Origin of the sequence: Streptomyces aureus (assembly GCF_001418135.1) — a bacterium.
In the GTDB taxonomy this organism is placed as follows: domain Bacteria; phylum Actinomycetota; class Actinomycetes; order Streptomycetales; family Streptomycetaceae; genus Streptomyces; species Streptomyces aureus_A.
In genome coordinates, this window is sequence record NZ_LIPQ01000019.1 from 1 (window position 1) to 12,058 (window position 12,058).

The 12,058-nt window shown below is 72.1% G+C and carries 14 protein-coding genes and 2 pseudogenes; 5 read left to right on the top strand and 11 right to left on the bottom strand.

The window, feature by feature from the left end; genetic code table 11:
* The 4 genes from AOK00_RS02275 to AOK00_RS02290 all read right to left on the bottom strand — a co-directional run.
* A partial coding sequence (locus AOK00_RS02275; protein ID WP_159041671.1) for a family 20 glycosylhydrolase occupies positions 1–726 on the bottom strand: 726 nt, incomplete at its 3' end.
* Positions 727–735: 9 nt separating this feature from the next.
* Positions 736–1,569 (bottom strand): carbohydrate ABC transporter permease, encoded by an 834-nt coding sequence (locus AOK00_RS02280; protein WP_055598641.1) that lies wholly within the window; start codon positions 1,567–1,569, stop codon positions 736–738.
* A complete protein-coding gene (locus AOK00_RS02285) occupies positions 1,566–2,489 on the bottom strand; it encodes a carbohydrate ABC transporter permease (protein WP_254047211.1) in 924 nt (307 codons plus the stop codon). The genes AOK00_RS02280 and AOK00_RS02285 overlap by 4 nt, the downstream gene beginning before the upstream one ends.
* Positions 2,486–3,745, bottom strand: a complete 1,260-nt coding sequence (locus AOK00_RS02290; protein ID WP_107097293.1) for an extracellular solute-binding protein — start codon at positions 3,743–3,745, stop codon at positions 2,486–2,488. The genes AOK00_RS02285 and AOK00_RS02290 overlap by 4 nt, the downstream gene beginning before the upstream one ends.
* A 180-nt stretch (positions 3,746–3,925) precedes the next feature.
* On the opposite strand from AOK00_RS02290, the gene AOK00_RS02295 reads away from it, so the two are divergent.
* Both AOK00_RS02295 and AOK00_RS02300 read left to right on the top strand, forming a co-directional pair.
* A complete protein-coding gene (locus AOK00_RS02295) occupies positions 3,926–4,693 on the top strand; it encodes a GntR family transcriptional regulator (RefSeq protein ID WP_055598643.1) in 768 nt (255 codons plus the stop codon).
* 35 nt (positions 4,694–4,728) lie between these two features.
* Positions 4,729–5,496: a GntR family transcriptional regulator gene (locus AOK00_RS02300; protein WP_055598651.1), complete on the top strand. Its 768-nt coding sequence runs from the start codon at positions 4,729–4,731 to the stop codon at positions 5,494–5,496.
* A gap of 7 nt (positions 5,497–5,503) precedes the next feature.
* Here the strand turns inward: AOK00_RS02300 and AOK00_RS38905 are convergent, their stop codons facing one another.
* From AOK00_RS38905 to AOK00_RS02310, 3 genes are read right to left on the bottom strand one after another with little or no spacing between them, the layout of a single operon-like run.
* On the bottom strand, positions 5,504–5,701 hold the full coding sequence (locus AOK00_RS38905; protein WP_159041672.1) for a hypothetical protein: 198 nt from the start codon (positions 5,699–5,701) through the stop codon (positions 5,504–5,506).
* Positions 5,702–5,708: 7 nt separating this feature from the next.
* Positions 5,709–6,023 (bottom strand): hypothetical protein, encoded by a 315-nt coding sequence (locus tag AOK00_RS38045; RefSeq protein ID WP_055598644.1) that lies wholly within the window; start codon positions 6,021–6,023, stop codon positions 5,709–5,711.
* A 10-nt stretch (positions 6,024–6,033) separates the two neighbouring features.
* Positions 6,034–6,990, bottom strand: a complete 957-nt coding sequence (locus tag AOK00_RS02310; RefSeq protein ID WP_055598645.1) for a TIGR03620 family F420-dependent LLM class oxidoreductase — start codon at positions 6,988–6,990, stop codon at positions 6,034–6,036.
* A 112-nt stretch (positions 6,991–7,102) separates the two neighbouring features.
* Between AOK00_RS02310 and AOK00_RS02315 the strand changes: the two genes are divergently transcribed.
* Positions 7,103–7,690 (top strand): TetR/AcrR family transcriptional regulator, encoded by a 588-nt coding sequence (locus AOK00_RS02315; RefSeq protein WP_055598646.1) that lies wholly within the window; start codon positions 7,103–7,105, stop codon positions 7,688–7,690.
* A 113-nt stretch (positions 7,691–7,803) separates the two neighbouring features.
* On the opposite strand, the pseudogene AOK00_RS39930 reads toward AOK00_RS02315, so the two are convergent.
* Positions 7,804–7,968 (bottom strand): annotated as a pseudogene (locus tag AOK00_RS39930) (ABC transporter permease); the annotation flags it as partial.
* Between the two features lie 73 nt (positions 7,969–8,041).
* A complete protein-coding gene (locus AOK00_RS02320; protein ID WP_055598652.1) occupies positions 8,042–8,440 on the bottom strand; it encodes a VOC family protein in 399 nt (132 codons plus the stop codon).
* A 216-nt stretch (positions 8,441–8,656) separates the two neighbouring features.
* On the opposite strand from AOK00_RS02320, the gene AOK00_RS02325 reads away from it, so the two are divergent.
* Positions 8,657–9,904, top strand: coding sequence for a glycosyltransferase (locus AOK00_RS02325; RefSeq protein WP_055598647.1), 1,248 nt, complete (start codon positions 8,657–8,659; stop codon positions 9,902–9,904).
* A 191-nt stretch (positions 9,905–10,095) separates the two neighbouring features.
* Here the strand turns inward: AOK00_RS02325 and AOK00_RS02330 are convergent, their stop codons facing one another.
* Positions 10,096–10,674: a TetR/AcrR family transcriptional regulator gene (locus tag AOK00_RS02330; RefSeq protein WP_055598648.1), complete on the bottom strand. Its 579-nt coding sequence runs from the start codon at positions 10,672–10,674 to the stop codon at positions 10,096–10,098.
* Positions 10,675–10,763: 89 nt separating this feature from the next.
* Here AOK00_RS02330 and AOK00_RS02335 point away from each other — a divergent pair, with 89 nt between their 5' ends.
* Positions 10,764–11,210, top strand: a complete 447-nt coding sequence (locus AOK00_RS02335) for a DUF1772 domain-containing protein (protein ID WP_055598649.1) — start codon at positions 10,764–10,766, stop codon at positions 11,208–11,210.
* Positions 11,211–11,355: 145 nt separating this feature from the next.
* On the opposite strand, the pseudogene AOK00_RS02340 reads toward AOK00_RS02335, so the two are convergent.
* Positions 11,356–11,922, bottom strand: a pseudogene (locus AOK00_RS02340) (MFS transporter); the annotation flags it as partial.
* Between the last annotated feature and the right edge of the window lie 136 nt (positions 11,923–12,058).

Consider the following 12,058-nt stretch of genomic DNA (forward strand, 5'->3'; position numbering starts at 1 on the left):
GTTGCCGAGCTCGGGGTAGGCGGCGAGCGCGGCCCGGACATGACCCGGCATCTCGATCTCGGGCACGACGGTGACGCCGCGCTCCGCCGCGTACGCCACCAGGCCGGTGAGCTCCGCACGGGTGTAGGCACCGCCGTGCGGCACTCCGCCGACCTCGGTGAGCCGGGGGAGCGCGGGGACCGGCATGCGCCAGCCCTGGTCGTCGGTGAGATGGAGATGGAGGACGTTGAGCTTGTGGAGGGCGAGGAGGTCCACGTACCGCCGGAGGTAGGAGACGGGCCGGAAGCGCCGGGCGACGTCGAGCATGGAGCCGCGCCAGGGGAAGCGGGGGGTGTCGGTGATCTGCGCGCAGGGCACGGACCACGCGACGCCGGCCACCGGTTCGGCGCGGAGGGCCTCGACGGGCAGCAGCTGGCGGAGGGTCTGGACTCCCGCGAGGAGCCCCTGGGGGCGGGCGGCCCGCAGCAGCACCCCTTCGGCGCCGATGGTGAGGCCGTACCCCTCCTCGCCGAGGCCGGTGAGGGCGCGGTCGAGCGCCAGGACGACGGAGCCGTCGGCACGCGCGGGCAGCGGCAGCCCGGTGGCCGGGCCGAGCAGGGTGCGCAGCAGTCCGGCCGCGCCTTCGGCACCCGGTGAGACCGTGAGCGCGGTCGAGCCGGTGAACGTGAACGTGCCGGGCAGGAGCTGGAGGTGGGTGGGTTCGGGGACGAGTCGGGGCTGGGTCATCGCGGTGCGTTATCCCTTCACGGCTCCGCCGGTCATTCCGGCGGCGACCCGGCCCTGCAGGACCAGGAAGAGGACGAGGACGGGCAGGGCGAAGAGGGTGGAGGCGGCCATGGTGGCGCCCCAGTCGGTGCCGAAGACATTGGAGAAGGACGACAGCCAGACGGGCAGGGTCCGGTCGTCCTGGTTCTTGATGATGAGCATGTTGGCGAAGGCGAACTCGTTCCAGGCGGTGATGAACCCGAAGAGCGAGGTCGCGAGGAGCCCGGGGGCCAGCAGGGGGAGCGTCACCCGGCGGAACGCGGCGGTGCGGGTGCACCCGTCGACCTGCGCGGCCTCCTCCAGCTCGGCCGGGACCGCCGCCAGGAAGGAGCGGAGGGTCACGATGGTGAAGGGCAGGGTGACCATGAAGTAGATGAGGCTGAGGGTCGCGAGCCGGTCGAGCAGGTCGGCGTCCCGGGCGATCACGTACATCGGGATCAACAGCGCTTCCCAGGGCGCCACCTGGGCGATGAAGACCATGAGGATGAAGCCCCGCCGGCCGCGCCAGTTCATCCGGGCGACGGCGAACGCCGCGGCCAGCGCCACCACGAGGGCGAGCACGACGCAACCGGCGGTCACGAGCAGGCTGTTGCGCCAGAAGGTCCAGAACCCGTCGGCGGCCACGGCGTTCCGGAAGTGCTCCAGGGTGACGGAGACGGGCAGGAAACGCGGGGTCTCGGACTGGATGTCGGGGGTCGGCCGGAAGGCCGTGAGGACCATCCAGTACACCGGGAAGACGGCCAGGACGAAGACGAGCGCCGCCGCGGTGTTCAGGGGGAGTCGGCGCAGGACGCGCGGTGTCACCGGTCGGCCTCCTGTCGGAGCATCTGGCGGAAGTAGGCGATCAGCACGGCCACGAGGAGGAGGACGGTGAGCGTGGACACGGCCGCCCCGAGGTCGTAGCGGTGCAGGGACTGGGCCACCCGGTAGGCGTACACGGGCAGGGTGGTCGTCGCCTCGCCCGGCCCGCCCTTGGTCACCGCCCAGATCTGCGCGAAGCAGCGGAAGACCCAGATGACCTCAAGACAGAGGACGAGACCGAAGATCGGGCGCAGCAGGGGAAGCGTGACCGAGCGGAAGATCCGCCAGCCTCCGGCCCCGTCGAGCCGGGCCGACTCGTACAGCTCGGCGGGGACGGTCAGCAGCGCGGAGTGAAGGGTGATCGCGGCGAAGGGCACCGACTGCCAGACCACCAGCAGGACCAGGACGGTGAAGGCGGCGGGGCCGTCCGCCAGCCACGAGTACCCTTCGAAGGACTCGAACCCGAGCCGTACGAGCACCCAGTTGACCACTCCGAGCCGGGAGGCGAAGAGCCACTGGAAGACGGTCGTGGTGGCGATGACCGGGCTGGCCCAGGCGAGCACCAGACCGGTCGTCACCAGGATCCGCATCCGCCGGGCGAGCCGCTGCATCATCAGCGCGACCAGCGTCCCGATCACCATGATCAGGACGACGTTGACCAGGGTCCACCAGAAGGTGCGCCGGACGACCTCCCAGAACTCGGGGTCGGCGAGCACGGTCCGGTAGTTGCGGAACCCCACGAACGCGGCGTCGCCACGGATGAGTTCGCCCAGGCCGTACTGCTGGAAGGAGATCAGCAGATTGCGGACGAAGGGATATCCGAGGAGGAGCACCCCGCCGAGGACGGTGGGGGCGACCAGGAGGTAGGGCCAGAGGGCCGCCCGGTGCGACCGGTCGGGGAGCCCTACGCCGGGGCCGCTCACGAGCCGAGGGTCTTGGTGATGCTCTGCGAGGCGGCCGCGGCCGCCTGTGCGGGGTCGGTACCGGTGAGCACGGCGGTCATGTACTGCTTGATCGGGTTGGTGGCCTCGACGGCCGCCCACTGCGGGGAGTTCGGCGTGGCCCTGCCCTGGGCGGCGCCGGCGGCCATGGCGGCCGTCCCCGCGTCGTCCTGGATCACGCGCGCGAGCGAGGTGCGGTTGGGCACGTAACTCATCGTTCTGGCCATGTCCGTCTGCCACTTCTCGCCCGCCAGCGCCTTGACCACCTCGTAGGCGGCCTCTGGGTGGGTCGACGCCTCCGGCACGATGAGGTCGGAGCCGCCGGTGAAGACCGCGCCGGGCTTCCCCGCGGTCTTGCCGGGGATCGGGAAGAAGCCGAGCTTGCCCTTGAGCGCGGGGTTGATCTCCTCGACGATCTTCGCACCACCGGGCACGGCGATGATCTGGGCGACCTCGCCCTTGGCGAAGACCTCGGCCTGCGGGGGCTTGGCCTCGTCGGAGTCCTTGGGGCCCTTGCCGAGGGCCTGGAGCTGCCGGTAGAAGTCCATTCCGGCGCGCGCCTGTGCGGTGTCGAGCGCCCCCTTCCAGGTGGACCCTTCCTTGACCGCGAGGTCGCCGCCCTCCTCCCAGACGAAGCCGGAGAGGGTGTACCAGTTCTGGCCGGGCAGGTAGATGCCCTGGGTTCTGCCCTGGTTGAGCCTCGCGGTGACGGTGAGCCACTCCGCCTGTGTCCTGGGGGGCGTGGTGACGCCCGCGCGGGCGAACAGGTCCTTGTGGTAGATCACGACCCGGTTGGCCGCGTACCAGGGGATGCCGTACTGCTTGCCGTCGACCTTCCCCGGCTCGGCGAGCCCCGGCAGCCAGTCCGCGCCGTTCAGCTCGGCCGTTCTGTCGCTGAGGTCGCGGACGCCGCCGCTCGCCGCGTACTGCGCGATCTGGGTGTTGCCGACCTCGATGACGTCCGGGGCGTCCTTGCTGGCGAGGGCGGCCGTGACCTTCTCGCCGATGCCGTCCCACTCCTGGATCTGGATGTCCAGGTCGATGTCCTCGTGCTCCGCCTCGAAGCTGGTGCGGAAGCGGTCGAGGAAGGCGTCGGTGACGCTGTCCTTCATGATCCATACGGTGACCTTCTCCGGTCCGCCGGAGGCTGCCGGATCGCCCGATCCACCACAGGCCGTGGCGGTGAGGGCGACGGCCGCCGCGAGGGCGACGGAGCCGGCGAGGGGACGAGTCTTCACGGGCACCTCGATGAATGGTTGACCAATTGGTCAAGTGGTCAGGTGTGTGACCAGAAGGTGGCACGGTCGAGGTGAGTCGTCAATCCCTTGAAAAACATGGGTTGTTCACGGGGTCTTGGGTCAACCACTGCGGCTAGTATCCGACTTACCAGTTGACCAGTCAGGGTGAGGGTGGATGGCATGAAGGACGGCTCCTCCAGCGGGGTGCTGAAGAGGGAGCGGGTACGGGAACACCTGCTGGGCCTGATCGAGGCGGGCGGCCCCGGCGACCCGATTCCCTCCGAGCGCACCCTCTGCGCCACCCTCGGCGTCTCCCGGCCCACTCTGCGCGCGGCCGTCGACGAACTCGTCGCGACCGGTGCGCTGGTGAGGGAACACGGCCGCGGCATGTTCGTCGCCCCCGCCAAGATCACCCAGCGGCTCGCCCCGGACGACGCGGCCTTCACCGTCCCCCGCGCGTCGGGCAGCTGGTCCAGCACCGTCCTGGAATCCGCCACGGTCCGGGCCGGTGCCCGCATCGGCCGCAGACTCCGCCTCTCGCCCGCCGCCGAACTGCTCTACGTCGCCCGCCTCCGCCTGGTCGACGGCTCGCCCATGGCCATCGAGCACCTGCACATCCCGGCGGACCTGGTGGGCGCCGCCCTCACCCCGGAGGAGCTCGAAGCGGGCGACCTCTACGACCATCTGCGGGAACACCACCGGGTCCACGTCCAGGAGGCCACCCAGTCGATCGAACCGACCGTCGTCAGCGAGGACGAGGCCGCGCTCCTGGACGTCCCCGTCCTCTCGCCCGCCCTGCTGATCGAACGTCTGACCCTCGACACCGCGGGCCGCCCCGTCGAGTACGTCCACTCGGTCTACCGGGGCGACCGCTATCGCATCGTCTCCCGCCTCGACTTCACCCGCGACGGCCTCGTGACGTCCTCGACGGAGGGGGATGCATACTGACCCGCAGCGGAACGGCGCACGGGGGAGTGGACGGCATGGAGCTGAAGCGGGAGCGCGTACGGGAGCACCTCCTGACCGTGATCGAGAGCCGCCGTCCCGGCGACGCCATCCCGTCCGAGCGCACCCTCTGTGCCACCCTCGCCGTCTCCCGGCCCACCCTGCGCGCGGCGGTCGACGAACTCGTCGCCACGGGCCTGCTGGTACGGGAGCACGGCCGCGGCATGTTCGTCGCACCGGACAAGATCACCCAGGAACTGGTCGCCGAACACCGGGCGGCGGCGGGCGCGCCCCGGAGCCGGGGCGACTGGACGAGCACGGTGCTCGAACTGCGCACCGTACGGGCCGGCGCCCGCATCGGCCGCAGGCTGGCGGTCTCCCCGGCGGCGCAGCTCGTCCACGTGACACGTCTCCGGCACGTCGACGCCGCCCCCATCGCCCTGGAACACCTCCACGTCCCGGCCGACCTGGTCCCCGGACTCACCGCCGCCGACATGGAGGGCGGCTTCTACGCCCACCTGCGGGAACGTCGCGGCATCCGGCCGGCCCACGCGGTCCAGTCGATCGAGCCGACCGTCCTGAGCGAGGAGGAGGCGGCCCTGCTCGACGTGCCGGTCCTGTCGCCCGCCCTCCTCTTCGACCGGATCACCTCCGACGCGGACGGCAGACCCGTCGAGTACGTCCGTTCCCTCTACCGGGGCGACCGCTACCGCATCGTCTCCCGGCTCGCCCTCGGCGACGGCGCGCCCGGCGACCCGGCGACGGATGCGGCGCGGGGCGGGACGTGGTGGGGGACGGTCGGGTGACGACGGCTCATCCGGTGCGCCGGGTGAGCAGGACCCGGGTGAGCACGTCACGGGTGAGGGCGAGGTGGGACTCCTCGGGATGCGTGGTCAACCGGATCCTGACCCGCGCCTCGTCGAGGCTCACCCCGGAGACCCGGGAGAGCCTCCTGGCCTGCCAGGAGGTGATGGGGGACCAGATCCAGCGACGTCGTCCGAGCTGCTTCATGCTGTGATCAACGAGGCGAAACCCTGGATGAAATCACCTGAAACGGGCTAAACGTGGGTGTCTCCCGCGATGTGTCGGGCGCGCGGGAACCGGCGCCGGTCCGGGAGCGGACGGAGCACCGCCAGGACCATTCGCCGACGAGATCGTGCCGTACCCCTCCGTCCCGCAGGACGACAAGCGCGTCGCCCTCGAACCGCAGCCGGTCGCCCGCGGCGAGGAGGAGCGGAGACCCCGGCTCGAAGGTGCGGCCGTCGTCGCTCTCGAGGGCGTCCACGAGGACCGCCCGCGAGAGCGGCGTCATGCCGTCGGTGATGATGCGCATGCCAGGAGTGTCACACGCGCCGACCCGCCGGCAGGGCGGAAACGCGGCGCGGACCGGGCAGCAGCGCGGGGGCGAGCTCGCGCCACTCGCGCTCCGGCAGCGCGGCCGGGTCGGCCGTCAGCACCTGCAGACAGACGTGGTCCGCCCCGGCGTCGAGGTGCTGTCGTACGCGTCGTACGACGGCGTCCGTGTCGCCGTACGCGACGATCGCGTCCACCAGCCGACGGCTCGGGCCCCCGACGAGGTCCTCGTCGTCGAAGCCGAGCCGGCGCATGTTGGCCGCCTGGTGCGGGGCGGCGGCGATGTACATGGCGACATGGGCCGTGGCCAACTCCCGCGCCCGGTCGATGTCGGTGTCCAGGACGACGGCCTGCTCGACCCCGAGAAACGCCTCGGGTCCCATGATCCGCCGGGCCCGCACCGTGTGCTCCACCGGCACGAAGTACGGGTGCGCTCCCCAGCTGCGCGCGGCGGCGAGCTCCAGCATCTTCGGGCCGAGCGCGGCCAGGACGCGGCGCGGAGCCGGGTCCGGCACCGGCCCCTGGGCGGGCGCCGCGTCCAGTGCGTCCAGGTAGGACCGCATCGTGGTCACCGCTTTGCCCCGGGTCGGTACGGGGAACCCGTCGACGTGGTGAACGGTCTCGTCGACCCGGTGGCCGCCCAGGCCCAGCACGTACCGCCCGGGAAACGCCTCACCGAGCGTGCGCTCCGCGGCGGCGAGGGAGATCGGCTCCCGGTAGGCGATGTTGGCGATGCCCGATGCGACGGTGATCCGGCGGGTCGCCGCCAGCAGCAGCCACGCCTGGCCGATCGTGTCGCGGCCGAACGCCTCGCCGTACCAGATGGCGCCGTACCCCAACTCCTCCAGCTCCGCTGCCGATTCGCGCACCCGGCCGGCGGGATGTCCTTCGTAGGCCATGGTCCAGATCCCGACCCGGCCGAACGCGGACCGTGCGACGTCTGTCATCGAGTACTCCTCGGAAAGGCGAACCGGAGAGGTTCTCCGTTTCGTCGGGGCTACGATACGGAGAGGTTCTCCGTTTGGCTACGGGCTACGGGGATGATCGAGAGGCAGGACGATGTCGACGAGCCAGGGCAGCGACAGCTCCGCCCCACCGCCACGGCGCACCGACGCACGCCTCAACCGGGAACGGCTCGTCGCCGCGGCGCAGGAGGTGTTCGCCGAGGCGGGCCCTGGAGCGTCCCTCAACCGGATCGCCCAACGCGCGGGCGTGGGCCCGGGGACGCTCTACCGCCACTTCCCGAACCGCCAGGCCCTCCTGGCCGCGGTCCTCAGGGACCGGATCGAGAGGCTCGTCGAGCAGGCGGACGTCCTGAGCGCCACGAAACCGCCCGACGAGGCCCTGGCGCACTGGCTGCGCGCACTCCTGGCCCACGCCCGCCTGAACCAGGGCATGGGCAGCGCCCTGATGGTGGAGGAACCCGAAGCGCTGGGCATGGACTGCCACCGCCTCATTCTGGACGCGGCGGCAGCGGTACTGGCCGGAGCCCAGGCCCGGGGCACCGCCCGCGCGGACCTCGCGGCGGCGGACCTGGTCCAACTCGTCGCCGGAATCGCCCTGTCGACAGCCCACGGCCCGGACACCGACCAGCCGGCCCGGCTGCTGGCCCTGGTACTCGACGCGACGTTCGGGACGGCGCGCTGACCCGGCCCCGGCCGCCCGGAGGTGAGCCGGGCGACCGGGGGCGAGGCGAGGTGGGCGGTCAGGGGCGTGCGGAGGAACCGCACGCCGTGCCTCGGCGCTGCTCCGCCGTCGCGAGCCGGCGTCGGCGACAGCCGCGACGCCCTGACGGCCGGGTACAGCCCCGCCACCGTGCCGATCGCGAGCGTCGCCGCGAAGCCGCCGCCCACCGCCCACAGCGGTACGACCCACGGCAGCCCGCCCGTCGACGCGTACACCTCCGTCGCCGCCCCGCCGAGCGCCCGCCGACCCGCCGAGCGCCCGGCGAAGCGTACGCGCGCGGCTGCCGAGCGAGGCGCGGGCGGCGTCAGGTCGTCAGCTGTGGGCGGCGACCGGGCCGTGTTCCCCCAGCACCTCCAGGTAGTGCGGGTTGCGCATGATGCCGAGGATGTTGCCGAACGGATCGAGTACCGCACCGGCGCGGAAGTCGCCGTAGTCGCGCAGCGGTTCGTGCTCCTTCGCGCCGAGGCGCAGCAGCCTGGCCATCTCGGCGTCGACGTCGTCGACGTGCCAGTAGGCGACGACTCCGGCCGGAGCTGAGGGAGTTCGGGAGATGCCGAGCTCCTGGCGGTAGTCGCCGAGCCGGAACTCGATGTACTCGGGGCGCTCGAAGTAGGGCTCGATGCCGAGGACTTCGGAGTACCAGGCGCGGGCGGCGGCCAGGTCCTCGGCGTGATGGCGGATGGTCGCGAGGCCACGGAATGTCGTCGTCATGCAGACCAGTCTGCCGTCCATCTAGGCCAGTTCCCGTCCTAGTTGGAGAGATTTCGCGTGCGACCCCGCACGCGCCGTCGTCGTGCGGACCGCCGACGGCCCTCATGATCAACTTACCGGTCGGCGGGGGGCTTGTGGCAAGGCCGGGGGCGTGCCGCAGAATCACCGACCGAGACCGGGGCGTGCTGACGGAAAGACGGAATGGGGAGCTGCGGGATGCGTGTGGTGCTGTCGACGTACGGAGGGCGCGGAAGCGTCGAGCCGATGGTGGGACTGGCGGTGCGGCTGCGGGAACTCGGCGCGGAGGTCCGGGTGTGCGCACCGCCGGACGAGGAGTTCGTGGACCTCTTCGCCGGCATCGGTGTGTCGCCGGTGCCGGTGGGCCGGCCTGTGCGCCCCCTGGTGTCCTCGGTGGAACCGGGGTCGACGGTGGGCCTGGCGGAGCGGGCGGCGGAGCTGATCGCCGCGCAGTTCGGCACGGTCGCCGCGACGGCCGAGGGGTGCGACGCGCTGGTGGCGACGGGCCCGCTGCCGGTGACGGCCGGCGCGCGGTCGGCCGCGGAGAAGCTGGGCATCCGATACGTACACGCGAGCCACCAGCCGCTCACCCTGCCCTCGCCGCACCAGCCGCCGCCCGCGCGGCGGGGCCGGCCGTTGCCGCCGGGAGTGACGGACAACCGCGAACTCTGGGAGATGGACGCCAGGAACGCGAACGAGATGTTCGGCGCGGAGATCAACGCCCACAGGGCGGCCGTCGGCCTGCCGCCGGTGGACAACGTCCGCGACTACGCCTTCACCGGCCGGCCATGGCTGGCGACGGACCCCGTCCTCAGCCCGTGGCCGGAGACGTCGGGTCTCGGCGTCGTGCAGACCGGTGCGTGGACACGGCCGGACGACCGCCCGCTTCCGCCCGGCCTCGTGGAGTTCCTGGACGCCGGAGCCCCACCGGTGTACGTGGGTTTCGGCAGTACGCCGATGGGCGCCGACGCCTCGGCGTACATGGCCCGGGTGGCGGTCGAGGCGATCCGGGCGCAGGGGCGCCGTGTGATCGTCGCCCGCGGCTGGGCGGGCCTGGACCTGATCGACGACGGGGACGACTGCTTCGCCGTCGGCGAGGTCAACCAGCAGGCGCTGTTCTCCAGGGTGGCAGCCGTCGTCCACCACGGCAGCGCGGGCACCACGACGACGGCCGCGCGGACGGGCGTGCCTCAGGTGGTGGTGCCCCAGGGCGGGGACCAGCCGTACTGGGCGGGCCGGGTGGTCGACCTCGGCATCGGTGTGGCCCACGACGGCCCGACCCCGACCGTCGCCTCCCTGCTTGCGGGCCTCGAAACGGCCCTGACCACGGCGACCCGCGCGCGGTCCCGGGTCGTGGCGGCGACGATCGGCACCGACGGCGCGATGGCGGCCGCGAAGCGGCTGCTCGCCGAGATCGACCCGAACGAGCGGCCGTCGCACGCCTGAACCAGGGCCGGCCCGCCCGCCCGGCGCATCATGTCTCCCCCCGCGGCCTGAACACACCTTTCCGCCCTCCGCCCGCCTCTCGCCCGACCGCCGCAGCTGATCGGACGTGAGGCGGGCGGCTGCTTTCCCCTGCCGCCGGGCGGGGACCGACGCGAGGCCGACCTCGGAGCGTTCGTCGCCGGGACGGAGTGTCAGACGATGGCGAGCCGGTCCACCAGCAGTTCCACCCTCCACTCGGTGTGCTCCGGCGGCAGGCGTCCCGCCCGGGTCAGCGTGGCCAGCCCATGCAGCGCCGCCCAGAACACCTCGGTGAACAGTCCCGGGTGGACGCCGTCCCCGGCGACCCCGCCGAGGCTTTCCAGCAGGGCGGCGAACGCGTCCTTCAGGGGCTCCGGGGTGTCCTCGTGCGCGAACGCCAGGCCGCCGTCGAGCTGGAACATGGCGTCGTAGACCGCCGGGTTGCGCTGGGCGAAGTCGAGGTAGGCGCGGGCGAGCGCGGCGACCCGGCTGCGCGGCCCGTCCGCGGCGGAAGCCGCGGTCCGCACCGCCGCGGCCATCTCCGCGGCGCCCTCGAGGGCCACGGCGCCGATGATCTCGCGCTTGCCGCGGAAGTGGCTGTAGAGGACGGGCTGGCTGTACTCGATGCGCTCGGCGAGGCGGCGGGTGGTGACCGCGTCCCAGCCCTGCTGCTCGGCGAGTTCGCGGGCCGTCGCCACGATGAGGCGTTCGCGGTCAGCCCGTTCGCGTTCCTTGCGTTGGTGTACCGACATGAGGGAATTCTAGCACTGCTAGACAATCGAGCGGCAGTAGTACTAGCGTTGCCTCAACAGCTAGCAGCGCTAGATCCCAGGGGGTCGTCATGCTCAACGCACTCGAGGTCTTCACCACCGTGGTCGTCGGCCTGATGGTGGGGGTGGAGTTCTCCGTCGCCTTCGTCATGAACCGGATCCTGGACGCCCTTCCCGAGGACAGCAGTCAGCTCGGCCACGCCCACGGCGGCCGGATGCTCGGCGCCCTGATGCCGCTCTGGTACGTGGGCTCGCTCGTCCTGGTCGCGGTCTGGGCCGTCGCCGGATGGCACCACCACGGCGCCGGACTCGTCGTGACCGCCGCCGGACTGCTGATCCTCAGCGTGGTCATGTCGATCCTGCTGCTCGTCCCGATCAACAACCGGAACAAGACCTGGACCCCCGAGAACCGGCCCGCCGACTGGAAGAAGCAGCTGCGGCGCTGGAACCGCTACCACTACATCCGCGTTGCCGTCATCATCGCCGCGTTCACCCTGCTGGTCGCCGCCCTCGCCTGATGCCACCGGTGCCCCGACACACACTGGTTCGCCCGCGTGACTCGGCACGCTCCACGAAGCTCACCACGCCGGGAGACGTCCGGGGTCGCCGCGCTCATGACCCCGGACGTCCGTCGATCGGTCGGTCGGTCGGGCAGTCCGCCGGTCAGCCGGCCGATCGGTCCGTCCGCGGCTCCGTCGGGGCCGTTCGTGCGAAATGTCGGGCCGTGGGCACGAGCGCCGCGGCGGCCGGTACGAGGAAGCAGGCGGCGGCGCACGCGGCGAGGACCGGGGTGACGCCGAAGTGGTCGATGGCGGGTGCGATCAGGGCGAGCCCGATGGGTGCGAGGCCGTAGGACACCAGGAAGTCCAGTGACGAGACCCGGGCCAGCTTGTCCGGCGCGACCTCCCGCTGGGTGGCGGTGAACCAGGGCACGTTGAACAGCTCGATGCCGATCCCGGCGACGGCGTACGCCGCGACGACCACGGCCGGGTGCACCGGCAGCATCAGACTCAGTGGCGCAGCACCGTACGCGCCGAGGCCGGCGAACGCGGCCCAGCCCTGCGAGCGGGGCCGCAGGCGAGCGATGAAGAGGGCCCCGACGAGGGCGCCCACGGTGTACGCGGTCATCGCCGCGGCGAGAACCCACTCGGTGCCGTAACGGTCCCGGCTGATCAGGGGCAACGCGACGCTGGTGGCCGAGTAGCCGAGCGCGATGACGGCGACGACCGCGGCGTCCGTCACGGGGCCGTCCCCGCGTGCCGGGTTCCGCGCCGAGTTCCTGGAGGGCATACGGGAGGCACGCCGCCACCCGTGGTTCCTCGCCGGACTCGCCGCACTCGTCGCCGTCATCGCGCTCGGCTACTCG